General features: G+C 43.2%; 15 protein-coding genes, 1 tRNA gene and 1 pseudogene. 5 read left to right on the forward strand and 12 right to left on the reverse strand.

The features are described 5' to 3' along the window. The first annotated feature begins 322 nt into the window (after positions 1-322). A complete protein-coding gene (locus tag LN893_RS02815) occupies positions 323-2,644 on the forward strand; it encodes a GH92 family glycosyl hydrolase (RefSeq protein ID WP_229968085.1) in 2,322 nt (773 codons plus the stop codon). 114 nt (positions 2,645-2,758) lie between these two features. Further along, positions 2,759-3,385, forward strand: a pseudogene (locus LN893_RS02820) (glycoside hydrolase family 125 protein). Here LN893_RS02820 and LN893_RS02825 read toward each other — a convergent pair. The 7 genes from LN893_RS02825 to LN893_RS02855 form a co-directional block, all read right to left on the reverse strand. Continuing rightward, positions 3,300-5,096 carry a PQQ-dependent sugar dehydrogenase family protein gene (locus LN893_RS02825; RefSeq protein ID WP_229968087.1) on the reverse strand — a complete coding sequence of 599 codons (1,797 nt, stop codon included), beginning with the start codon at positions 5,094-5,096 and terminating at the stop codon, positions 3,300-3,302. The pseudogene LN893_RS02820 and the gene LN893_RS02825 sit on opposite strands and share 86 nt — an antisense overlap. Before the next feature lie 18 nt (positions 5,097-5,114). Continuing rightward, a complete protein-coding gene (locus LN893_RS02830) occupies positions 5,115-6,983 on the reverse strand; it encodes a 3-keto-disaccharide hydrolase (protein WP_229968089.1) in 1,869 nt (622 codons plus the stop codon). Between the two features lie 128 nt (positions 6,984-7,111). Next, positions 7,112-7,654, reverse strand: a complete 543-nt coding sequence (locus LN893_RS02835) for a basic secretory protein-like protein (protein WP_229968091.1) — start codon at positions 7,652-7,654, stop codon at positions 7,112-7,114. 546 nt (positions 7,655-8,200) lie between these two features. Then, positions 8,201-9,082, reverse strand: a complete 882-nt coding sequence (locus LN893_RS02840; protein WP_229968093.1) for an ROK family protein — start codon at positions 9,080-9,082, stop codon at positions 8,201-8,203. 67 nt (positions 9,083-9,149) lie between these two features. After that, positions 9,150-11,444 carry a GH92 family glycosyl hydrolase gene (locus LN893_RS02845; protein ID WP_229968095.1) on the reverse strand — a complete coding sequence of 765 codons (2,295 nt, stop codon included), beginning with the start codon at positions 11,442-11,444 and terminating at the stop codon, positions 9,150-9,152. 524 nt (positions 11,445-11,968) lie between these two features. After that, complete coding sequence (locus LN893_RS02850) at positions 11,969-13,015, reverse strand: LacI family DNA-binding transcriptional regulator (RefSeq protein ID WP_369427651.1); 1,047 nt, start codon at positions 13,013-13,015, stop codon at positions 11,969-11,971. A gap of 403 nt (positions 13,016-13,418) precedes the next feature. Further along, positions 13,419-13,500, reverse strand: a tRNA-Leu gene (locus LN893_RS02855). A gap of 386 nt (positions 13,501-13,886) precedes the next feature. Here LN893_RS02855 and LN893_RS02860 point away from each other — a divergent pair. Both LN893_RS02860 and LN893_RS02865 read left to right on the forward strand, forming a co-directional pair. After that, positions 13,887-14,645, forward strand: a complete 759-nt coding sequence (locus tag LN893_RS02860) for an ABC transporter ATP-binding protein (protein WP_229968099.1) — start codon at positions 13,887-13,889, stop codon at positions 14,643-14,645. A gap of 7 nt (positions 14,646-14,652) precedes the next feature. After that, complete coding sequence (locus tag LN893_RS02865) at positions 14,653-16,008, forward strand: hypothetical protein (protein WP_229968101.1); 1,356 nt, start codon at positions 14,653-14,655, stop codon at positions 16,006-16,008. An 86-nt stretch (positions 16,009-16,094) separates the two neighbouring features. Here the strand turns inward: LN893_RS02865 and LN893_RS02870 are convergent, their stop codons facing one another. The 3 genes from LN893_RS02870 to LN893_RS02880 form a co-directional block, all read right to left on the reverse strand. Then, complete coding sequence (locus LN893_RS02870; RefSeq protein WP_229968103.1) at positions 16,095-17,288, reverse strand: aldose epimerase family protein; 1,194 nt, start codon at positions 17,286-17,288, stop codon at positions 16,095-16,097. A gap of 57 nt (positions 17,289-17,345) precedes the next feature. Next, positions 17,346-18,377, reverse strand: a complete 1,032-nt coding sequence (locus LN893_RS02875; protein WP_229968105.1) for a family 43 glycosylhydrolase — start codon at positions 18,375-18,377, stop codon at positions 17,346-17,348. Between the two features lie 117 nt (positions 18,378-18,494). Next, on the reverse strand, positions 18,495-20,483 hold the full coding sequence (locus LN893_RS02880) for a glycoside hydrolase family 97 protein (RefSeq protein WP_229968107.1): 1,989 nt from the start codon (positions 20,481-20,483) through the stop codon (positions 18,495-18,497). Between the two features lie 236 nt (positions 20,484-20,719). Here LN893_RS02880 and LN893_RS02885 point away from each other — a divergent pair, with 236 nt between their 5' ends. Next, entirely contained in the window at positions 20,720-21,751 is a 1,032-nt protein-coding gene (locus LN893_RS02885) for a glycoside hydrolase family 43 protein (protein WP_229968109.1), read from the forward strand. A 279-nt stretch (positions 21,752-22,030) separates the two neighbouring features. On the opposite strand, the gene LN893_RS02890 is transcribed toward LN893_RS02885, so the two are convergent. Both LN893_RS02890 and LN893_RS02895 read right to left on the reverse strand, forming a co-directional pair. Then, entirely contained in the window at positions 22,031-24,019 is a 1,989-nt protein-coding gene (locus LN893_RS02890) for an alpha-L-arabinofuranosidase family protein (RefSeq protein WP_229968111.1), read from the reverse strand. A gap of 68 nt (positions 24,020-24,087) precedes the next feature. Further along, positions 24,088-25,629, reverse strand: a complete 1,542-nt coding sequence (locus LN893_RS02895; protein ID WP_229968113.1) for an alpha-N-arabinofuranosidase — start codon at positions 25,627-25,629, stop codon at positions 24,088-24,090. Between the last annotated feature and the right edge of the window lie 74 nt (positions 25,630-25,703).

Genomic DNA, 25,703 nt, shown 5'->3' on the forward strand with positions numbered 1-25,703 from the left:
CTCATTTGCAATCAAACACATAATTTGATATGCGAACTTAAACATCCACACCAGTAGCGCGTACTTAACCTCCCTTCAAACAAAACCCCTACGGGATAACAGTCAAGGCTAAACATTATTGATAAAGAAACAGGCAAATGTTTATTGTAATGAAGCTAGTCTTTATACTTTACAACCTACCAAAACTAAAGCTATCACTTTGTAATAACCTTTTTTATGCCTACTTTAATAAGCCCATAAGCAGAAGCTACTAATGCTAAAACGGTTTACAAAGAATTATTATTTATAAATTTAGTTTGATTATCCTTTCCGCCTACATAAAATGAAGAGACCGCTTTTATTCACGCTAGCCTTAGCAGTACCTTTCCTGGCTTTGTCGCAGAAAGGTGCTCAACAGGATCTGGTACAGTATGTCAACCCGATGATCGGTACTGCCAAAATGGGCCACACCTACCCTGGTGCCACCGTACCCTTCGGCATGGTGCAGCTGAGTCCTGATACGGATACCATTCCTTATGCCACCAATGGCAAGTATAACAAAGACGTGTACAAGTACTGTGCAGGATATCAGCACGACGATAACACCATTGTAGGTTTCAGCCACACGCACTTCAGCGGCACAGGCCACTCCGACCTTGGCGACTTCCTTATTGCGCCTACCACAGGTGAACTTCAGCTGAACCCTGGTACCGAAGACAGACCACAAAGCGGCTACCGTTCTGCCTTCTCACACGACAATGAAGTAGCGGAAGCAGCCTACTATAAAGTAAAACTCGACGACCATAACATCACAGCTGAACTCACGGCAACTAACCGTGTGGGCATGCACCAGTATACTTTCCCGAAATCCGATAGCGCGCACATCATCCTCGACCTGATGGCTGGGATTTATAACTACGATGAGAAAAACGTGTGGACTTTTGTACGGGTGGAGAGCGATACGCTGGTAACGGGCTATCGCCAGACGAACGGCTGGGCCAGAACCCGCACAGTATACTTTGCCATGTCGTTCAGCAAACCAATTAAAACTTATGGCAGCAAAAATTACCAGAAAACAGTGTACAACGGCTTTTGGAGAAAGTTTGATCAGGAACATAACTTCCCCGAGATAGCTGGCGAGAAAATTAAAATGCACTTTGATTTTGACACGCAGGAAGGGGAGAAAATTAAGATCAAGTTTGCGCTGTCACCTGTGAGTACTGAAGGTGCGTTGGCCAACATGCGAGCCGAAGTGCCGCATTGGGATTTTGAACATGTGAAGCGTGAAAGCCAGGCGGCCTGGAACAAGGAACTGAACAAAGTAGTGGTAGACGCTGGCACCAAAGGCGATATGGTGAATTTCTATACCGCTATGTACCACGCCTTCCTCGGCCCGACTACTTATATGGATGTGGACGGATCTTACCGTGGCCTCGACATGAACGTACACCAGGCAAAGGATTTCACGAACTACACCAGCTTCTCTTTGTGGGATACGTACCGCACGCTGCACCCACTCTTTAATATTGTGCAGCCTGAGCGAAACGCCAACATGGTAAAATCGATGCTGGCACATTACGACCAGAGCGTACATAAGATGCTGCCTGTTTGGTCGCACCACGCAAACGAGAACTGGTGCATGATCGGTTACCACAGTGTACCTGTTATTGCGGATGCTGTTATAAAAGGCAATGCCAATTTCGATGTAAACAGAGCATTGGATGCCTGCGTAACCACCGCCCGCAACAACTACTACGACGGCCTGAACTACTACATGGAAATGGGTTATGTGCCCGAAGACAAAAACGGTTCATCTGTCTCTAAAACGCTGGAGTATGCCTACGATGATTGGTGCATTGCCCAAATGGCGAAGAAGCTGAACCGCATGGATATCTACAACGAGTTCATCAAGCGCAGCGAGAACTATAAAAATGTGTTCGATGCCAATTCTGGCTACATGCGTCCAAAGCTGAGCGACGGTACCTTCAAAAAAGAGTTCGACCCGCTGGATACGCACGGGCAAGGCTTTATTGAGGGTAACTCCTGGAACTATAGCCTCTACGTACCCCACGACCCGGCGCAGATGATCAGCATGATGGGCGGCAAAACACGCTTCGCCACGCACCTGGATTCGTTGTTTACCATGGACCTGCCAGACAAGTATTTTGAGAACACAGAAGATATCTCTCGTGATGGCATCATCGGCAACTATGTGCACGGCAACGAGCCTTCGCACCACGTGGCTTACCTCTACAACTGGACCGACCAGCCCTGGAAAACCCAAGACAAGATCCGCATGGTACTGAAGGCAATGTATAAGCCAACGGTAGACGGCCTTGGTGGCAACGATGATTTCGGCCAGATGAGCGCCTGGTATATTTTCAGCTCACTTGGCTTCTACCCAGTAGCGCCTGCCTCTGACCAGTATGCCATCGGTAGCCCTGCCATTAAATCAGCAACTTTAAACCTTGATAATGGGAAGACTTTTGTGGTGGATGTTAAAAATCAGAAGGATAAGAACGTTTATGTGCAGAAGATTGAGCTGAACGGCCAAACTATAAACCGCAGCTACATCACCCATGCCGAAATTATGAACGGCGGAAAGATTACTTTCCTCATGGGCTCTAAGCCTAACAAAAAGCAGGTATCAATCGCCCAGAAATAACCTTTTATAAAAGCTGGAGAAAAGCCTTTCTCCAGCTTTTTGCATTTAGTACAGTTTTGATCTTATCGCAGCAATTCCTGAATAAAAGCGCTAACTATTGTACCCTTAAACAAAATGAACAGAAGATCTTTTATACAAAGCTCCGCCCTTTTGGGTGCCGGTGTTTACCTCAGCCCTCTCAGTAGCCTGGCCTCCCCTGCCGATTTTCCCACGGTGCGTGTGCCTGCTGCCAAACGTAATTTCCAGAGCAAAGCCGTAGAGAAAGCCATCGCAGCGTTTAAAAAGAATGTAAAAGACAAGGAGCTGACCTGGCTATTCGAAAACTGTTTCCCCAATACACTTGATACCACCGTTACCCACACCACCAAAAATGGCAAGCCTGACACCTATGTTATTACAGGAGACATCGATGCCATGTGGCTGCGCGATAGTTCAGCTCAAGTATAGCCCTATCTCAAGTTTATAAAGAAAGACGAGCCGCTTCGCCAGATTGTTGCAGGAGTTATTAATCGCCAAAGCTATTGCATTCTGCGCGACCCATACGCCAACGCATTCTACGACCATGACACTAAAGTAGGGCATTGGAAAGACGACATTACGGACATGAAGCCTGGCATACACGAGCGTAAGTGGGAAATAGATTCACTGTGCTACCCTATCCGTTTGGCGCATGCTTACTGGAAAGAAACAGGCGATACCAAACCGTTTGATGCGCAGTGGCTTTGGCTGGTGCCTTTTTAGGGGCGGGCTTTGCAGCAACGGTTGTTTTTGCCGTAGACTTTGCCGCAGTAGGTTTCGGACTAGCTTTAGCAACAGTAGCCTTAGGTGCTGTAGCAGAATTCGTTGAACTTAACTCGTTTATCGAAAGCTTCTGCCCTGTTGGAATGTTGTTCAAAGTATAGTAGGCCGTAGGATGTATCAACGAGTAGGAATTGTCCTCTGAGCGTACACCGTTTAAGGTAATGTTGTGTATATAGTATCTGCGCAGGTTGTCTACCACAATGCGTGCTTTCATACCGTCAGCCGATACTTTCACACCTTTAATTGGGTTCTCCTCTGTATTAACAGGCGGGCTGCCATATACTGGATGGTACTTGTAAATAAAGCTGGAAACGGAGTAAGAGGCGATATCCTCGGCAGACTTTTTATCTACGGGTTGTGTAAACTCTATTTCAAAACCATCTGGCATGGCTCGCACAGCACGCATTTCGAAGGGCACTACATTGTTCCAAACCAAGCGCTGTAACCCTTGATTTTCGTCACCTGCAGATCCCCAGCCACGGTTTGTCTCTCCCACGAATAAAGAGCCATCAGGCGCCCAGGCCATACGCAAGACACCCGACTGGAAACCAGTCCTGAAAAGGAAGGACGCCCCTTGGTACTCACCGTTCACCTGTTCGAGAAAAACACGGGAAATAAGGCTCATGCCTTGATCACCCACTAGTACCTGCCCACCAAAAGGGCCAAAGTTTCCCTCTGGTATTTTTATAGGCTCTGAGTTTGAAATGCCTAAAATACCATGCGGCAGCCACACGGCAGGCAACTTAAGTTCAGGAATCTTCTCTTTCGCTTCGAATAGCGTTACAAAATTCTCATCTACAACATTCTCTGGTTTGATGTAGCGTCCTTCCGCGTTCTTTATCTCACGACCATCAACCACCGCATTCTGCTGGTCTTTAGTTAGCTTCAGCGGCGAGTTAGGCATGCCCGTCCATCGCAATCCTGCGGGATGGCCAATAAAAGCTCCCTTAGTTACGTGCCACAGCCCTCCTGACCCGATCCAGTCTCCTTGGTTATCGGTGTAGAAAAGCTGACCGTCTATAACGCCCAAACCAGCAGGAGAGCGAACACCTGTAGCCCAAGGCTGCATCTTTCCGTTCTCGCTGATATTCATAATCCAACCCCTCCATGGTACCCGGCTCTCTCCGCGGTACCACTGCTCATCGCCAAAGGCCACGTTACCCGAAACGAAGAAAGTACCGTCTGGCGCTATTTTAGGGCCAAAGCTATACTCGTGGTAGTGCCCGGAAAGAGGCCAGTTATATACCGTCTCGTAAGTATCAGCCTTCCCATCCATATTTTTGTCCACCAATTTTGTCAGTTCGCCCCGCTGCGCAGCATATAATGCACCGTCTTTGTAGGCTAAGCCCAGTATCTCGTGCAAGCCCGATGCAAACCTTCTGAAATATGGTCGTGCACTTGTTGGATTTTCCACAATAAACACCTCACCGCGCCGGGTAGAAATACCAAGGTCTCCGTTCGGAAGCACAGTTAGCCCTCCTACCTCCAGTAGCACATCTTCTGGGGTACTTATACCTGTAATCCTGAAAAAGTCTTCTTCTTTAGGTGATTCCTGCGCTTGTGCCGTGGTACCCAACACGGTTACCGCAGTAGCAGAGAGGAACAGGCGAAGCGCAAAGTTTCTAAATTTTCTTTTACTCGTATATTTCATGGTATAGAAAAGTCTAGGTTAGAAAAGAACAGAGTAGCTCAGTTTTCCTTTTACAGGGACAAGCAGCTCTTTACGTCCGTTGGAGTCTCGTAAAATAGGCTTAGCACCGCCAGCATCATCCAGGCGCAGATAATAAGACTTGCCATCAACCAAGTAAGTATCTTTTGAAATAGCCTCTATAGAACTTCCGTGCGCCATCCTTGCATACAGGTTGGCTGTCGGGTTCTGAACCGTAAGCTGGCGGTTTATACCTTCTCCGTTTGGAAGAACCGTGATCTGGTCCTGTACAGTAGAGCCATACGTCTGGTAAATAAAAGTTGGCCTGTCCTGCTCGTCCAGCACATAGCCCTTAGGCCTGAAACTAGTGCCAGCTGAGTCAGCTACCCAAGCTGTTTGTTCAGAGGCTAGTTTTGCTACACTAAACGCTGGATCACCAAAATACTGTACCGCACCAACTGGTCTGGAAGAACCGTTACCCCTGCTGTACCACATAGGAGTAGCATCCAGGAAACCACCACGCCATACTTGCACAATATTCCCGTTATCCATGTCGTAAGTATAGTGCACCTGGTCGGCGCTGCCTACGTTCACAGAATGCACAACCCTGGTGCCACGGCCTTCGCCATTCTGAGAAGGTATATCCATAAAGCTGCGCAGAATAGTATTTGTTGGGGCTTCGACCAGAATCGGACCTGCTGGCTGGTTGTTACGAACATCAGTAGAAGCCGCAGGATCGCCTAAAAGGCATTCTCTTATTCCAGGGCCTGCCACAGCGATACCCACTGCAGGTTTGCTCCAGTCTACCACTTTTGTATATAGAAGTTCGAAAGGCACACTGCCAGCTGGTAAGCTCATGCTTGCCCGCTGGTTTCTTTCGTTACCAGCTATCAGTACTTTATTGTTTATACGCATTAACCCTCTTCCACCTGCAGTGTTCAAACTGAAGGAATAATTGCCAGCCTCTTTTACATCCAGATTACCCGTATAGCGGATTAGAAAGTTTTTAGGCAATGGGTTTATGTCTGAAGTAAGCAAAACAGAAGTGCCTTCTGCCTCTGGTGGAAGGTTATTAAGATCAGGCTCTTTATCAAATTTACCCTTATAAATGGTGTATTTCAGATTTTTAAGCTCTGGCTTTGGCTTGCTATAATCTGTTACCTTTATGTTTTTTAAAGCAATTGCTCCATGATCGCCTTGGATACGAAGAGGACCTGTGGCAACCTCGTTATTTCCCATGGCACCACGGGTTGGGCCGAACAGTTCCAGGTTCTCGTGCAAGGTTACACCGTTAAGCTCCATGCGTAAAATCTTCGCATTCTCTATTTTGCGTCCATTGGCATCAAAGCACGGAGCTTGAAAAGATATCTTCAGGCGCTGCCACAGACCTGGAGCACGGCTCACGTTTTGCCTGGGTGCATGCCCCTCGAACCCTTTTCGGCCTTTCTCGTCCCAGCGCTCATATATACCGCCGTTATCTGACGATGTCGCTGTTTTTGTGCCCCAGCTATCATTCAGTTGCACCTCGTACCTACCCTGCAGGTAAATACCCGAGTTAGACTCTTTTGCCAGCATATAATCCAGCTCCAGGTCCAGATCTCCATGTTCGAAGTTCGTTAACAGGTCAGCGCCTTTATTTCTTTTACTCGGCAGGTTTACAAGTATACCTGTTCCGTTACTAAGCACCAGCGCATTCGCCTTCTTTAGATTGGCCGTAACATCACCCGCTATTTCCCAACTCTTGCCAGGGCTTTGGAAGGATGACAGATCGTTAAGAGGAAGTGTTGTAGTTAAGTTGGTCGCTGACTGTGCCAATACAGAACCAGTACAGCTCAATAGCGCTAAGCTCGCCACAATCAAGTTTCTTGACGATTTAAAAAGTTCGGTCATAAGTTATGAATAGAATGAAAGGTAATTTTCCTGATACTTTATATAAAGACAAAACATCCAAAGCAATCTCATCAATTACTTAATTATTCTTTCTTACAAACAGGCAAGATGTGCTTATCAGACTTTGCTTATAGCTTAGGGTTCTTTGTGTAATCCTGCCACAATTCATCTACTGTTTTACCAGTAAGTTTCACCCACGTTTCAGGGGTGTAAGCCTTACTGCGCAGAGCAGCATCTAAGCTATCTACAATCTTAGCATTTACATTATTCTCTAACCATGCTAAAAAACGGCCTGTAATCCTGTAGCTGTTGGTGTAGCTGTGTTCTGGTTTCAGATCAGGTAAACTCCAGTTTCCTGCTGCGTTGGCTACGCCATACTTGTAACGGACATAGTCTGTTATACCTTCTGTTAGCCAACCTGGCCCTGCTCCGCCTTCATAAGCCTGCACAATATGAAAAGCTTCGTGTGTCACTACATCTATGTCGTTGGGGTTCCTAAGCATCCAAAGCGGGCTATAACGGATGATGCCATTACTAGCAGCTGCTACCCCATTGTAGTTGGGGTCTATAATGAAAGTAACCTTTCTAGCTGTGTTTGGATTGAATCTCTTTGCTTCCTGTGGGTATACCGTAAAGAAAGCAAGAAGTGAGGCTATTATTACCCGATTCATCCTTATAATCTTTTAAGTTTATTTAATAAGGTAAAAGTCATTTCTGCTCCTTTTACAAGCTTTAAATCTAGGCTTAACAGTTAGAAAAGCATCTCCTTAGGAGGGAAATGCTTTAATTTAAAGCAAACTAATCTTACTCATGTCAATTTAAAACTTTACTTAATCTTTAGTAAGGGGAAGCTTATTTATTGCACAGCCTACAGCATGTTTGAACACTCAATTACCACAGAATCAGTTAGTAATACATATATTTACACAATTAACTAAAAGCATTTAGCAAAGTAATTCATCAAACAAAAAATTCAGATTCTACTCCTCCAGAAAAATATCAGGTTACAGGAGCATAATTCAAATGTTTGTCATATCCCACTTCTTAAGCTACCTGAACCTGATTATGATTTCAAAGCTAAAACCTTCAAAATTTCGGCTTTAGGCCTTCCTTCTACAGAAATAGGTAAGAGCAAACAGCTAAAGGTATAACCCGATCAATCTTAACCCGACTACTCCCGACAACATCAAACCAGGCAAAACAAAGCAGGCTTTTATTTAAATTGTCACATTGCTTTCACTCCAGCAACTTACTGCCCCTATCAGAGCGGCCTCCTCCCCTAACTCTGCTAATTTAATTGTGACTTGTACTGCAGAACTATCAAGGTAATTGATTAAGCTAGGAAGAAACAAAGGATGTGACTTGGCAATGTTTCCACCCAATATGACTGCCTCTGGTTTATCCAATTGAATGAAATAAGCCAAAAACTGACCTAAGTTTTCGCCAAACTCTTCAAAAATACTTTTTGCTACAGGAAGTTTTTCCACTAAATCGACAAGTTCTTTAACTCCTTCAACCATACGGCCATATAAATCATAGCAGCGATTAACAAACCAACGTGTCGACAAGTAGTCTTCCGCTATTCCATCTTTAAAAGGAGTGTTCCACAGGTCAGCATCTTGCGCTACTCCATTCATGTATCTTGAGGAACCCAAGCCTGTTCCAAGCGTTAGGCCAATGGCACTACTGTAAGTTCTAGCTGCACCGCAAAACGCCTCCCCTTGTAAGAAGCATCCAGCATCATTCATAAACCGGATGTTTTCGTTTTTTATCAGGAGCTCTTTTCCAAGCAGCTCTCTTATGTTAAGCTTGTATAGCAGATCAAACTTATTCTGGTTCTTAATCAAAGAAATACCATCTTCATAATTGAAAGGCCCAGGCATAGCAATACCTAACCTTAAAGATGAATCGGAACAATCTTTTACCACATCCTTAACAACCTGGCTCCACTCTGCGATTATTTCCTCTGCTGTTCCGCTTGAGTTTACCTCTTTACGTGTGTAGCTATTAGGAAGAAGCATTCTGTCTTCTAGGTTAACTAATGCAGCAGCTATATGAGAACCTCCAATATCAATCCCCACTACTATATTATCATTCATATTATTCCACTCTAAAATTTAATTTGGCTCGAATGGATTTCTTACATCCATTGAACTTCACCTCCTTTTACTTTTCCTCATTTGACATTGAATAAGGAAAGCTTTCCTCCTGCGTTCCTCGCTGTTTGTTTGGAGTAGAAGACATATCAAAACCAATCTTTGCTCCTTTAATTAACTCGCTGTGGCTAAACCAGTTTTTATTATACTTCTTACCATTCAGCTTTATACTATCTACATATTTGTTTTCTGAGCTGTTATTAGGTGCATTTATCACTATTTTGTTCCCATTCTGCAGGTTAAGTGTTACTTTTTTAAATAAAGGAGTACCTATTACATACTGGTCTATACCTGGTGTAACAGGATAAAATCCTAAAGCCGAAAAAACATACCAGGCAGACGTCTGGCCGTTATCTTCATCTCCAATATAACCATCGGGTGTAGGCTTATACATGCGGTCCATAGTTTCGCGTATCCAGTACTGTGCTTTCCAAGGCTCACCAGCATAGTTGTACAGGTAAATCATGTGCTGTATAGGTTGGTTACCATGCGCATACTGCCCCATATTGGCGATCTGCATTTCTCTGATTTCATGTATAACACCACCGTAGTAGCTATCGTCAAAAACAGGCGGCATCGAAAAAACAGAATCAAGTTTGGCCACAAAGTTTTTTCTACCCCCCATTAGCTCAACCAAACCTTGCACATCATGAAAAACAGACCACGTGTAGTGCCAGCTGTTTCCTTCTGTAAAAGCATCTCCCCACTTAAACGGGTTGAAGGGAGACTGAAACGTACCGTCCTGGTTTTTACCGCGCATCAGGCCAGTTGAAGGATCAAAGAGGTTGCGGTAGTTCTGGCTACGCTTCTTATACAACTCAATCTCACTTTGAGGCCTATTCAGCGCCTTTGCTAATTGGTAAATTGCAAAGTCATCGTAGGCATATTCCAGTGTGCGTGCGGCATTTTCATTAATTTTAACATCGTATGGCACGTACCCCAATTTGTTATAGTACTCCACACCAGCACGACCAACAGCGGTTATAGGACCTGCATTGTTTGCTCCGTGCACAAGCGCCTCGTATAGGGTGTTAATGTCATAGCCTCTAAGTCCTTTCATGTAGGCATCCGAAACAACAGAAGCTGAATTGTTACCAACCATGATGTTGGCATAACCTGGGCTAGACCATTCTGGTAACCAGCCTCCTTCTTTGTAGTCGTTTATCAAGCCCTCCTGCATTTCTTTATTTATAGAAGGATATGCAAGGTTCAAGAACGGGTACAAAGCTCTAAAAGTATCCCAGAAGCCTGTGCCAGCAAACATGTAGCCAGGCAACGTTTCTCCAGTGTATGGGCTGTAGTGCACAATGTTACCGCTTGCATTTATCTCATACATCTTATGCGGGAAGAACAGAGTGCGGTAAAGGCACGAGTAAAAAGTCTTCATCTGCTCGGCAGTAGCACCCTCTACCTCTATTGCATTCAGTGTTTTGTTCCAGATGTCTTTGGCCTTTTGCTTCGTTACATCAAAGCTGTCATTCGCCAACTCACTTTTTAAATTTAGTTCCGCCTGATCAAAGCTAATGAAAGAAGAAGCTACCCTAAGATTTACCTGTTTCCCTTTTTTCGTTTTAAAACCCACTACAGCACCCGAGTGGTTCGACTTCATCTCTAAGGCATCTTTCACAAATTTGTTATCGCGCGCTGTAAAGGATACCGTAAAAGGTTTATCTATGTATATAACAAAGTAGTTTTTAAAATTCTTAGGGTTACTGCGGGCATACTTGGTGCTGTAACCGATAATCTTGTTCTGTTCTGGAATAACTTTTATGTAAGACCCTTTATCCAGGGCATCCACTACAATAAAGGAGCTATCGTTCTGAGGGAAAGTGAAGCGAAATTGTGCTGCACGCTCAGTTGGTGTTATTTCTGCTGTAACATCGGTATCGGCAAGATATACACTATAATAATAAGGCTTTACAACCTCCGATTTATGAGAGAACCAACTAGCTCTTTCATCTTCATGAAACTTTGCTTTACCTGTTACAGGCATAATGGCAAACTGCCCGTAATCATTCATCCAGGGCGATGGTTGGTGGGTCTGCTTAAAGCCTCTTATTTTATCTGCAGCATAAGTATAAGCCCATCCGTTTCCCATATTTCCAGTCTGAGGTGTCCAAAAATTCATGCCCCAGGGCACAGCAATAGTTGGGTACGTATTACCGTTCGAGAGACTAGGCTTGGAGTCAGTTCCCATTAGTGGGTTTATCCACTCTACAGGATCTGTCACCTTTTCTACCATTACATCTTGGGCGGATACAGAGAAAGATACTAGCGATAGAATATAAATTAATGTTCTTTTCATGCTTGATAATAAGGATCTAAACAAACTTTAACTTGTACCACAATTGCAGAGGCACATCAACTGCCAACTAAAACTTAAATAACCACTTAATGCACTTCCAACGGTTAACCTTTAAGTAAAAATACAAACTTATAGCCACAGAACAAGATGCTAAACGGTTTTAATAAAAGACCAATAGAGTATTTTACTTAACCTCTTTGGTAGCATAATGCTACACAATTAGACACAGTTTATTCCAGAAAATTTATTTGTGAAAGCAATATGCTATTGCTTTAAAAGACTTTGCTTCGGAAGGAAAGGAGAAGGCTTGCACCTGAAGATAAGAACGGGCCTTAGGTATAATGTAAATTTTATGACCAAGCCACTAAACTAAAGCGCTGGAAAGGTGATAAGAAATCAGCACAGTAATCTTCAAGTAAAAATGGAAGTTTACATTGTTGCATGCCACTAGCCATAAAAGACTAATATAAAAAGGCAGCTGATTTATACTGGGTACGTTACGACACCAACAGCTTCACCTCCACTTATTTCTTTGGAACAGAAGATTTACGCACAATTAAATTTGTGGGTAGAACAAACTGTTTTTTGGCGGTATCGGTGCTTGTTCCATCTAAACCATCCAGCATAATCTGAATAACCTGCTTTGATATTTCTTCGATGGGCTGGGCAATGGCGGTAATGGAAGGGTTGTAAAGCTGGAAAGTATCGTGGTCATCGAATGCAACAACACCAAGGTCGGTAGGTATGGTTAAGCCTAACCTGTTAATAGCTTCTAGTCCTCTAATGGCAAAATAGTTGGTGGAAAAAAACACTGCATCCAATTCCTTATTCTTTTTCAGAAAAGACGCTATTTGCATTATAATCTTTTCATTTGACTTATCAAATGATATCTTTTTTATGCAAGGTGTTAGCCCATGCTCTGCCAATGCGCCCTCATATCCCATACGCCTATCTATCATCTGAGACATGCTCGAGTCAAGAGTCACAAAACCAATGTTTTTATAACCCTGTTCTATTAGGTGGGTCACGCCCTTATAAGTACTGTCGTAATTATCAATTACGACATAGCTAGCATCTATCGCAGGCATGTATCTATCAAATAAAACAACAGGGCGATCTTCATTTATAAGCGACTGAATTTCTTCTTCTATACCTTCTGTTGGCGTAATGATAGAACCATCTATTTGCCAATCCTTAAACATGCTTATTAATTCGCGTGCTTTATCAGCTTTGCCTTCTGTACTACAGTATAAAATTTTGTACCCTCTCTCATAGGCATTACCTTCTATCAGGCGCGCAACACTGGCGAAGAAAGGGTTAGAGATATCCTCCACCATTAGCCCAATAATCTTCGACTTACCGGTTCTAAGACTCTGCGCAATCTGGTTTGGTTTGTAATTTACCTCCTCTACCAGTTTCAGCACCTTGTTAGTTAGCTCATCACTTATACGCTTTTCTTTTGCTTTCCCATTCATTATAAAGGAAACAGTTGTGATAGAGATGTCCAGTTGTTTTGCTATGTCTCGGATTGAGAGCTTTTTCTTCATTCTTATTTTTCTAAGTTGTGCTATAGCATGTTGGTACCCCTACATGCACTATGTTTAAGCTTAAGCCTTATAAAGAGGCTTTCCTGCTTAGACAAGGATCGAAGTACACCAATTGAATTGTGTCAATCGAATAAGTAAATACAGATTAGGTGCTTTATAGCTTTAAATACACCTAGCTGCTTTGCCCGATGTACAATAAAGTTAATGTTTTAAATTTTATTGTATGCTTTATCCAGTTATATCTGAGCAGCCTAATTCAACCTCTAAAACTTGTAAAAGCAATTTTAAACTTAAAGCTAAAATATTCTGAAGAAAGAGAAACAATCTTCAAGGCGCAAGAAGAGAAAGCAACGCTGCTTAGAACATGTTTAGATAACTTACGCTAAAGGCAACAAAAAAAGCCTTGTCGAGGGACAAGGCTTTGAAGTGCGCGCGGGGAGATTCGAACTCCCACACCCGAAGGCACCACCCCCTCAAGATGGCGTGTCTACCAATTTCACCACGTGCGCAGGTGTAAAGTGTGGCAAAAGTAAGGAGCCAAATCGACATAAACAACACACACCTGCCCCTTCTTTTAAAGAAAAAATATCAAGTTTACTATTCCAGAATGTCCATACCGTTTTTTGTATTGCGACTTAAACTCTACAAAACAATTCCATCCAAGTTACACGAAAATAAAAAGTATAAATATTCCTAACTACATCAGAAACCTTATTTGCTCCGCATGATGTTGTATTAGCAGATCGAAAATAAAAAGGTGCTAAATCAAGCAAAGATTGCATCCAATAATGCTCTTTTGGCTAGGACTTTGTTAGGCTAATGTATAAATTTATACTTGTGCAGCCTCAAATTTGGTTAGCGGCACGTTTCAATAAAAAGTGTACAATTCATTTATATGAGTATAGAGATTAGCGGATTATCGAAGGCTTATGGAAAGAAGCCAGTGCTGCAGGAGCTTAATCTAACCATAGAACAAGGTCAATGCTATTGCCTGTTGGGGAAAAATGGTGTTGGCAAAAGTACATTCCTAAATTGTATCTTGGATTTTATACAACCTGATACAGGATCTGTGTCGCTTTTTGGCAAAGATTACAAACAGCATAGTATAGAGATAAAGCAAAATTTAGGTGCCCTATGCGAGGACAATCCGCTTATTGAGGAGTTTACAGGTATAGAATACTTAAACTTTGTGGCTAGGCTGTACAATCTCTCCCCTACTGAAACAGAAGAGCGCATTACCAGCCTAACCAATTACTTTTTCAACGATAGAGAATCGCTGCATAAGAACATAGCAGGCTATTCTACTGGCATGAAAAAGAAAATAGGTATTGCCGCCGCTATTTTGCACAAGCCAAGCATTTTGCTATTGGATGAGCCTTTTACTGGCCTTGACCCAATTGCAGCCCAACTGTTGGTACAATTAATACGAAGCTACAGAAACCCAAACCGTGTTGTGTTAATCTCTTCTCATGACCTAAACTACGTGGAACGGGTGGCTACTCACATTGGTGTACTGAATGATGGGCAGTTGATGTACAATGGCTCCGTAGAAGAATTCACCAAGAATGGAAATCACCTCATCGACCAGGCGCTTTTCCAGCTGTTGCTGCCGCACCATAACCCAGACACCAATATAGATTGGATGCTAAATTAGCCTATCTATGAATTTAATCTTATTTTCTTGTAAAGCCAGGCTCAACAGTTACTTCCGACAGAAAAAGGCCTTGCGCCTATTCCTGTTGGCTATAGGCGTTGTTTTGTCGGCTATGTACAGTTGGATTTTTGCAGAGCTACTTCAAAAAACAGCACAAGGTGCCTTAGAACTTACCGTCGAAAAGACTATAAGTTATACCAATCTGCTCCTGTTGGCGGTCATTATACTTCGTGGCTTTTTTCCAGCTTACATTCCCAGGGCTGAGTTCATTAGCAGGCTTTACCCCATAAAACCGATCAAGCGCTTTTGGCTAGAGCTGGTGGTGGAGTTGGCTTCGCCTTTTTACTTTATCCTGTTCAACTTCCTGATGATGCTGTTCCTGCTATCACCTATTTATGGCTTCGCATTTTTTATGCAAAGCATTATGGTTATGGTGGCAGCTCATGTTACACGCCGTTCGTTGCAGCTATTTGTAGAACGCAGAATGCGCTGGGGCCACAGCACCTTTATAAGTGCTGCTGTGATGGGTGCGGCATTTTTGGCGCTGCAGGCAAAAGCCCCTATGTTTGAACCCAATGACTCTCTACCAATGCTATTGGTGCACATTGCCTCTCTAGCGTCTTTTGTTGTTTCTAACTTTTTGCTTGAGCAAGCCGCAGTAGAGCCTCGTTTAAAAGTTGTGAGCCATACCAGCAACTCCAGGCGAAGTTTAGGATGGCGTTTGTTTAAAAACAACAAAACAGCAAAACAACTCCTTTTCTTCGCGATTGGGTTCAAGTTGCTTATGCTAGCTGTAGATGCTACTGTTTTTACGAACAAAGGATTTCATGTATTCGACAAGAACATGTCTATGTGGCTTTTTGTGGGTCCGTTAGTGCTGTATTCTTATGTGTTTAATAACCTGTGGGGCTTTTACAAGAACATGTGGTTAACCATAGAGCGAACTACAGGCAACTACAAAGATTTTTTGAAAACATGCCTGCTGGCCCTTCGCATTCCTTTGATGATAGATGCAGGATTGATGATTGCCTATGTAGCCATCTTCAACCATGAGCATGCCATGTTTATACTACTCATGTACGCCACTGCTATTTTGGTTCTTACGCCAATTAGTATTGTAGCTTCTATTGTGAGCCCAGTAGTTGTAAAGGGTGGCGCCATGAGCTTCAGTGCAAAAACATCTTACCTGTTTAACTTCATTTCTATACTCTTGATGGGAATGCTTTTTCTGCCACTCATCCACCCATTGCTGTACCTGATTTACCCCTTGCTAATTGGTATAGCCTTCTTTGCGTTGGTAGCAGTACTGAAGGAATATAAAAGTTATAAATACAAGCTGTTCGAAACGTTTTTCAAGGCTTAATAGAGCGAGTAAACTTCCAAATAAAAAGCGCCCTGAACCAGCTGGTTCAGGGCGCTTTTTATTTGGAAAAGAATTAAATCTGGAAATTACTTCTTTGCTACCTCACCGTTGTTAACAGAAAACTTATAGGTAGTGGTTGTGCTATAAGTATCGCCTGGCTTCAAAGTAGTAGACGGGAAAGAAGGCTGATTAGGTGAATCTGGAAAGTGCTGTGTTTCCAGGCATAGCGCCGTACGGAATTCATCTTTACCGCCTTTCACAGTGTTTTGCCCAGCCATAAAGTTCCCGCTGTAAAACTGCAGACCTGGCTCCTCCGTGTAAACATCCATTTTAATACCAGTTTCAGTACCTACTACAGTTGCAGCATGAGTCATTTCACCACCTTGGTTTGTTTTAAGCACATAGTTGTGGTCATAACCTTTGCCATACTTTAGCTGTGTATCATCGGCTTCTATTCTTTCACCTACAGGTGTTGGCTTACGGAAATCGAATGGAGTACCTTCCACAGAAGCGAGCTCACCAGTTGGAATAAGCGTAGAGTCTACTGGCGTATACTTATCAGCATTAATCTGCAGAATGTGGTCTGCAATTGAGCCGCTGCCAACACCATTCATGTTAAAGAAGGCATGGTTGGTTAAGTTTACCACCGTTTTCTTATCGGTAGTAGCTTCATAATCAATTTTCAGTTCGTTATCGTTTGTAAGGGTGTAGGTAACTTTAACGTTTAGGTTGCCTGGGTATCCTTCTTCGCCGTCTTTAGACAAGTAAGTTAACTCCAACGTCTGGTCATTTACCTGGTTCGCATCCCAAACCACACGCGAAAAACCTTTGTCGCCACCATGCAAGTGGTTTGGATTGTTGTTGGTGGCCAAAGTATACTCCTGTCCGTCTAATTTGAATTTACCATTGGCGATACGGTTGCCATAACGTCCGATAGTAGCTCCGAAGAAAGTATCAGAACCTTCAGTAAAAGAAGCTACATCGTCAAAGCCAACAATAACGTCTGTCATGTTACCGTCCTTGTCTGGCACCAACATACTTATTACACGACCGCCGTAGTTTGTAATAGCAGCTTGTACATTGTTGCTGTTCTTCAGTATAAACAGATCGGTTTCTTTTCCATCTATCGTTTGTTGAAAATCCGACCTTTGCGGCAATTGCGCCTGCACTGCGTTTGCAGTTGTGCTAGTGGTTTCTTCGGTGTTAGACGTTTGATTGCAGGCTCCTAAGGTAACCATACAAGCACAGGTAATGAGTGCTAATTTTGAGCGAATGTTCATGTTTAGTTTATCGTGTCTGTTAAATAATCAAGTGAATAAATTATGTTTTAAGGGTTCCTACTGAAGCGATGCCACCACAGGCCATCCGTCTTTCGTCCAGCTCAATGGCTCTATTCTCAACTTCGATTTTCCTTCATCTTTAGCATCATAGCCATGGAAAATAAGATAGTCCTTACCGTCAAAAGTTTCCACTGCGTTATGTCCTACACCGTGCCAGTTCTCATCTCCTGCCAGTATAATGGTTCCTCCTGCGCTATCTAATCGGTTTCCTTCTTTATCTAAGTATGGTCCTTTTAGATCTTTCGATCTTCCCACAATCATTTTATAAGTGCTGTTTACGCCCTTACAGCAATAATCTATAGAAGCGAAAAGATAATAATATTTTCCCTTCTTAAAGATAAACGGCGCCTCAATTGCATTTCCGCCTGCGTCTTTAGGGTTATCATCTACTGAAGGAGGATTAGGTGCCGATAAATTTCTTTTACGGCTGGCGATAATCTGTAAATTGTCAGGGCTCTCAGCAATTTTAGTTCTGTCTTTCGTAAGCTTTACAATTGGTAAGCCATTCCAGAAGGAGCCGAAGGCAAGGTATGCGTTTCCTTTCTTATCAGTGATAAGATTTGGGTCAATAGCATTCCAGTTGGTTTTGCCAGGATAAGACTGGATTACTTTGCCGTGGTCAGTCCACTTATAGTTCGGATCGGCTGTATCGAGTGTAGGAGTGGTGGCCACACCTATAGCAGAAGTATTTTTCCCGAATGCAGAAACAGAATAGTAGATATAATATTTGCCATCGTAATAACAAATGTCTGGAGCCCAGATGTGTCCTTTAAAACCAGGAACAGCCTCAACAGCCCATTGCGGAGGAGCATCGAAAACAGGTTTCTCACGCTTCCAGTTTTCCATGTCTTTAGATGACCACATAGATATCCCAAAGCCCGTGCTAAATAAATAATAGTTATCGCCCTGCTTAATCATTACAGGATCGTGCACGCTAATGTTTTTGCGCAGCTCCTGCGCTTGCGCACTTACCACCAGGCAAAGAAGGAAGCACGCTATAAGAAAAATACTTTGCTTAATCTGTTTCATATAATTAAATAATAGTTAGTTGCTATGGCAAGTCAGAGAGACTTTATTTCTGATTTCTATCCTTTTAATAGAGAGAGCTTTACTCCCCTCTTTGTACCCGTTATGAGCTTATCTAAATTAAAACACCATTACAAAACCACCGTTCGGCTTCATAACCAGCTGCTGCGTCTGTCCTTGTGCTAAATTTAGCTGCTTTTTCGAAAAAGAATTCCATTCCGTTCCATCGGTTATCAGCTCGCCGCTCTTCTGCCCGATAAACGACAGATCGACTTGTACTGTCTTCTCCTGGTTTTCTCCATTTATACCTGCCACATACCAGCGGTTGCCTGTTCTGCGGGCTATTATAGCCAACTTTCCTGGGTAGCCATCAATAAATATTGTTTCGTCCCAGGCTGCAGGAACCTGGCGAAGGTAGTCTTTTACATAGGTTGGCACATGTGCCATGCCTCTGGGCGTTTCGGCAAAATGCTGTACACCAGATAGAAAGATAACAGGTAGTGCCACTTCGTAGCCTGTGGTGGTTCTTCTCTTGATATTGGGAATCTCGTGTAGGCTCAAGGGAGTGAAATCCATTGGGTCGAAAGCATTGCGGGTATAAGGCAGCATGGCCATGTGTGCAGGCGCCACATCTGCTACATTCTGTTCAAAGGTAATCATCTCAAAACCTTTCACGGCCTCCACCGTCATCAGATGCGGATACGTTCTCTGCCAGCCTCTAGGTAAAGTTGCGCCATGGAAGTTTACCAGTAGTTGGTAATCGGCTGCATCTTTCAGAATATCCAAGTAGTATTGTATAACGGATTGTCCGTCGCCGCCAAAGAAGTCAATCTTCACGCCTTTGATCCCCATGTCCCGGAGCCTGCTGAACTCCTTTACACGAACCTCATGTGTGAGCAAAGCACTTTTTGGAGAGTATTCAGTGCTGTTCCAGCTACCTGAAGAATTGTACCAAAGCAGTAGTCCTACGTTCTTCTTTTTCCCATAGTCAGCAAGTTCCTTTATTTTATCATAGCCTATTTTTCTGTCCCAGTTCACGTCAACTAAGCAGTAGCTCCAGTTCATATCTGCAGCATAGTCTATAAAGCGCTTTTGAACATTATATACAATAGAGTCATCTTTTAGAAGCGCCCAACTCCAAGTTGCATTTCCTGGTTTTATAAAAGATTTATCTATGTTGATAGCTGGCTTGGCAACATCCGTACCTAATGTAGATTCTACTATCGTTTTTAAACTACCTACCGTTACCACACGCCAAGGCGAGTACCACGGAAAAGTAGACTCAGGCTTTAGTGCACCACCTGGCATAACCTCCTGCTCCTGCGGAAAAGCCACCGCGTATTCACCACCAGAAGACTGCGGATGCAATCGTGTAGCACAATAGCTTCCGTCTAAGGCAGCTTCTGTCACTAGTACCCAGCTGTTGCCACTCTTGAACAAGGCAGGATATACCCAGCCTGCTTTTATAGGTGAAGGTGTTCCGACAGCGGATTCCTGTATATAAGGCTCCTCGTAAGATGGATTCGTTTCGCTCCAACCTGACTTGGCGTCCGACATTGGCTGTAGCCAAGCTTTAGCCGATTCAGGAAAATTGTAAGAAGTCAGTTCCTGTGTAATCTGCTTCCTTCCTCCTGCCTCACCAGGGAAGTAATAACGGAAAGCAACACCATCATCAGACACGTTGAAGATCACATCCATAGGAGTGCCTTTTGGGTTCTTCAAATGGAATACCTGCTGCTTCGCGTTGTAGGTAACTTTACTGCGCTTCCCATGCACAAGTTCGTAAGAGTCCTGCACCGTTTCTACCTCAGAAACCGATTCCAGTGTTAAACTAGTCGAAAAATCTTCATCTGCCATCACCACTCCTAACTTTGATTCCTCTAGCACCAGTTCACCACCTTTATTTATAGCATAAACAGGCTTTGAGTTCTTAAGCTCAAACGCAACGGTTATACTTTTATCGGGACTAGCAAGAGTGTACTCCTTTTGTGAAAGTGCTTGCTGACTAGACTCTGTGGCTCTGGGCGAACAACTATAAGCAAAGGTTAGAGATAAGGCTATATGTGCAGTAAACACCCTGCGCACAAGAGAGTTAGAGAGGTTTTTCATAGAAAAATAGTTAGTGACTACATGTAAATCAAAAGCTTTAAACCTAAGATTAGATGCAGTTGGGGTAGTAAGACTTATTTTAAATGTATATATTACGCATATAAATATAAAATTAAATAAGTGTTAATAAAAGCTTTCCTATATTTTCTTTTATGCTGCTTTTAGGCAGCTACAGAAATAAGCATATGGAACGCACTTACCCTTCACTCAACAAAAGTTAATTAATAACATTAGTCATGACAAAGACAGCTTTAGGCCTTAAATCAGGCAAAACTTTACGGAGAGCCGCCTCCCTTATTCTATCGAGTATGTTGCTTGCCTCTTGTGCAACCACTACTCAAAACACTACAGTAGCCACAACTGAGAACGCTGTTGGCAACCCGATCATTACGCACAAATATACTGCTGACCCTGCCGCTCTTGTTTACGATGATAAAGTTTACCTGTATGCGGGCCATGACGAAGCGCCTCCCCGCCACGAAGGCTACGTAATGAACGAATGGTTAGTGTTTTCTTCTCCTGATATGAAGAACTGGACGGAGCATGCCGTACCACTGGATGTTAAAGAATTTAAGTGGGCGAAATCTGATGCCTGGGCTTCGCATGTGGTAGAACGTAACGGCAAGTTTTACTGGTATTCTACTGTAGAGCACGCCACCATTCCTGGCAAATCTATTGGTGTAGCTGTATCCGACAGTCCTATAGGTCCTTTCAAAGATGCTATAGGTTCAGCCCTCATAACCAACGACATGACGAAGCATACCCAAATTTTCTGGGACGATATTGATCCTGCCGTTTTTATAGACGACAACGGACAGGCTTATATTTTCTGGGGTAACACCGTGTGCCATTACGCAAAGCTGAAGGACAACATGATTGAACTGGATGGGCCTATCAAAACTATTCAGCTTCCAAACTTCACAGAAGCACCGTGGGTACATAAGAACAAAGATTGGTACTATTTGTCTTACGCCTACCAGTTTCCAGAGAAGACAGCCTATGCTATGAGCCGCAACATCGAAGGACCATGGGAATATAAAGGTATCTTGAACGAGGTAGCTGGTAACTCGAACACCAATCACCAAGCCATCATAGATTTTAAGGGACAATCATACTTCATTTACCATAACGGCAGCATTCCTACAGATGGAGGTAGCTTCCGTCGTTCTGTCTGTATAGATTATTTATACTACAATGAAGATGGCACGATGAAACGTGTGGTTATGACAACAGAAGGGATCAACCCTGTCGCTGTAAAGGCACAATAAGCACGTCAAATTTAAAGCCAAACTGGAAGAAGTTTCTTCTTTTCAGTTTGGCTTTGTTTATATCCTTACATCATTATTAATCCATACCTACACATTTATTAACCCGTGTAGCTTCACTAAACGTGTTTTGTCCCTCTCTCGAGTGAGCTGAGGGTAAGGTAAAGCTAGAATGTAGCAATGGGCAAATCTAGTGTCGATAACTAAATAAGCTAAACTTTAACAAAAAAAGAGAGGCCACCAAAGTGACCTCTCTTTTTTGTTTAACGTTTAGCTTATATACTAAGATATTTTAACTCTGATCACGTTTACAGAATACGGCTGCAGTTTTAACTGCACTTTGTTGTTCTTTACCTGAATCTGCTTCTGAACTGGGCTAACTGCTTTCGGATTTTCAAAAGAGTTTTCCTGGTTTAGGTTATCGCTTCTCAATTCAGTATGTGTTCCTCTGTTCTGCAATTTCTTCACACCATCAATCACGAACTCATTGTTCATTTCTTTATCTGATGTGTTCACTACTTTCAAAATAACTTCGTTCGTCTTTTTATCGATAGAAGCAGAGGCAAATGTATTGTTCTGACCAGTTACTGCTATACCATCTAAAAGAACAGGTACTACTTGGGTTCCGCTGTTCGTAGAGAATAACTTCTGCACCTGATAGTTTGGAGTTCCGAAAGAGCGAAGGTTATCTACCCAAATCATATCTGGAGTCCACTGCCAGCCCTCTACGTGAGCAAACAAAGGAGCATAAGAAGCCATTACTACCACATCAGCATTACGCTCCAAGCCAGTCATAAAGGCTGCTTCAGATAGCGCTGCATTCCAGTTGTTCCTGTTATCTGGGCTTGCTATGGCTACGGTTTGTGAGGCATACTCTCCTGCGAAAATCTTAGGTCCTTTACGGTCGTAGCTGTCGTAGCGTGTTGCGTTTTCTTTAAACCACTCTGGTGCACGGTAATAATGCTCGTCAATAATATCTACACGAGTATCTTTCATGCCTCTAAGCGTGGTATTCAGGTAATCAAACTCTTCACCGTCAGGAAATGGACCTGTCGTCGTGATAAGCTTGATTTCTGGGTGCTTCTCAGAAAGTACTTTAGCGAATATTTTATAGCGCTCAATGTACTGCTCTCCCCACTGCTCGTTACCTACACCTAAGAACTTCATATTGAAAGGCTCAGGATGCCCCATATCAGCACGTTTTTTACCCCAGGTAGTATTTACACCGCCATTTGCAAACTCGATCAGGTCAAGTGCATCCTGGATGTATGTGTCTAGTTGATCCAAAGGCACAACCTCTCCTGTGTTAAACTGGCAAGCCATACCACAGTTCAGAATAGGAAGCGGTTCTGCTCCTATGTCTTCTGACAACTGGAAGTACTCAAAAAAGCCAAGTCCGAAAGACTGATAATAGTCAGGTGTAAGGCGGTGGCCAAATTCTGTGTTCCAACGGTTTACAGTTAGCTCTCTGTTTTCAATTGGCCCAATCGTTTTTTTCCACTCAAAGCGCTCGTCCAGTGTACGGCCTTCTACTATACAACCACCAGGGAACCTGAAGAAGCCAGGCTTCATGTCTGCCAGCAACTGCACCATATCGGCACGTAAACCATTCGGACGCTGCTTCCAGGTATCCTGCGGGAACAGCGAAATCATGTCCATGTCTACCGTGCCCTTACCTTTTGCCCACACGTTCAAATAAGCTTTCGGTTCGGTTTCAGTAGCAGTAAAGCTCACGTTATACTTCTTCCACTGTTTGCCCTGCGGTGTTACAGTGGCTGATCCAATAGACTTACCATCTGGGTTTACAAGTTCCACCACAACGGCTACATTATCGCCCTGAGGCTGTCGTGCTAGTACAGAAAAGTTGTATTGGTTCCCTTTTTTAATGCCCATGCCACGGAAGCCTTCGTTAGACAAGCCAAAACCTTCGTCAGAACCAGATTCTACTCTGATAAAACGACGGTTCGAAGGGTTGATAGCTTCCTGATTATGCACTAATGCTTTACCAGTAGTTCCGTTTTTCTTCTGCTCTTTCCACCCCATCATAGGAGTAGCAAACTCAAAAGAACGGTTTTTTACCAGCTCCGCATAAATACCGCCATCAGCACCAAGGTTAATGTCTTCGAAAAAGATTCCCCACATAGTAGGTTGAATCTCAGCCGTAGGTTGGTTTGCTTTTACGACAAAAGAAGTAGCTTTCTGTGCTGCCACGTTAGCCGACATCATACAGGCCACAGCAAGCGCACCAAGCGAAAAATATTTATTTTTCATGTTCGTCATTTAAATTTACAGATAAGGCGAAGCACCTACATCACTTGTTATTCTTGACAAGAAACAGATTACTTCAACTCAAGAACAACTACAGAGAAAGGAGGCAATTCTACATTCAGGTTATTACCTCTCAGTTTTGCTCCTTTAAAGTTTGCTGGCTTAATCTTGTTCGGGTTGTCGAAGCTGTTGTAATCCTGGATGCTTTTGGAAGCAAGTATGCGTCCAGAAACAGACTTAAACTTTGAACCCTGTACATCTATGCTGATTTGGTTAGACTTCTTAGGGTCGATGTTTGTAAGTGTAATATGTGTTACACCTTGCTGATCGCGTGAAGCAGATCCTGATACAGCTGGAAGTTTTTCGTTCCCGAAAGTAAAGTCAGCACTTTTCAACTCAAGCGGAAGGAAAGTAGCATCTTGGTGCACGTTATACATTTCCATTACATGGTATGTAGGCGTCAACAGCATTTTCTCATCCTCTGTTAAAATTACAGCTTGCAGCACGTTTATGGCCTGTGCTAGGTTAGCCATTTTCACGCGGTCGCAGTGATTATTGAAAATATTCAAAGTTGCTCCAGCAATCATCGCATCACGCATCGTGTTCTGCTGATATAGGAAACCAGGGTTAGTTCCTGGCTCTACATCATACCATCCACCCCACTCATCTACTACAAGCGCAACTTTGTGCTGCGGATCATATTTTTCCATGATGGCAGTGTGTTTGTTTATCAACTCCTCCATAAACAAGGCACTCTTCATTGTCTTGAAATACTGCTCCTCCGAGAATCCTCTTGTTGGTCCTTTTTTGTTCCAGTCAATTACAGAGTAATGGTGCAGTGCAACACCTTCTATAAGGTTCTTAGGGATGTTTTTCATCAACACTTCAGTCCAGTTGTAGTCTGCAGAGTTAGCACCAGAGGCAATACGGAAAAGGCCACCAGAGTTATCCCAGTCGGCTACGAAGGTAGCATACTTGCGGTATTCATTAGCATAGTAGTCAGGTGCCATGTTACCACCACAACCCCAAGCTTCGTTACCTATACCCCAGAACTTCACATTCCAAGGCTTATCTCTACCGTTTTCACGACGAAGCTTTGACATAGGGCTATCGCCTGCGAAGTTAACATACTGTACCCAATCAGACAGTTCCTGCACAAGGCCTGTTGCCATGTTACCTGCCAAGTAAGGTTCGGCACCTAACAGCTCGCACATGTTCAGGAAGTCGTGTGTACCAAAACTATTGTTTTCAGTAACACCTCCCCACCAGCTGTTTACAATTGTTGGTCGCTGATCTTTTGGCCCGATACCATCTTTCCAATGGTAAGTATCGGCAAAACATCCACCTGGCCAACGCAGGTTAGGAACCTTCAGCGTTTTTAAAGCCTCTACAACATCGTTTCTTACACCGTTCGTGTTCGGGATTTTTGTATTGTCCTCACCTACATAAAAGCCACCATAAATACTGCGGCCCAAATGCTCAGCAAAATGGCCATATATATGTCTGCTGATTTTAAGGTTAGGATCACTGGGTGCATTTAATTTGCCTGTATTCTGTGCATAGCCTGTAAGGCTACAAAAAAGCACCATTAAGCTTAAAAGTTTCTTTTTCATTCCTTTGATTTATTGTTTTAAAGAAGTGGTATTTATAAATGTAAAATTAACGCTTATAAATATAGCGGATTAAT

This window comes from Pontibacter harenae (assembly GCF_020907245.1).
Lineage (GTDB): Bacteria > Bacteroidota > Bacteroidia > Cytophagales > Hymenobacteraceae > Pontibacter > Pontibacter harenae.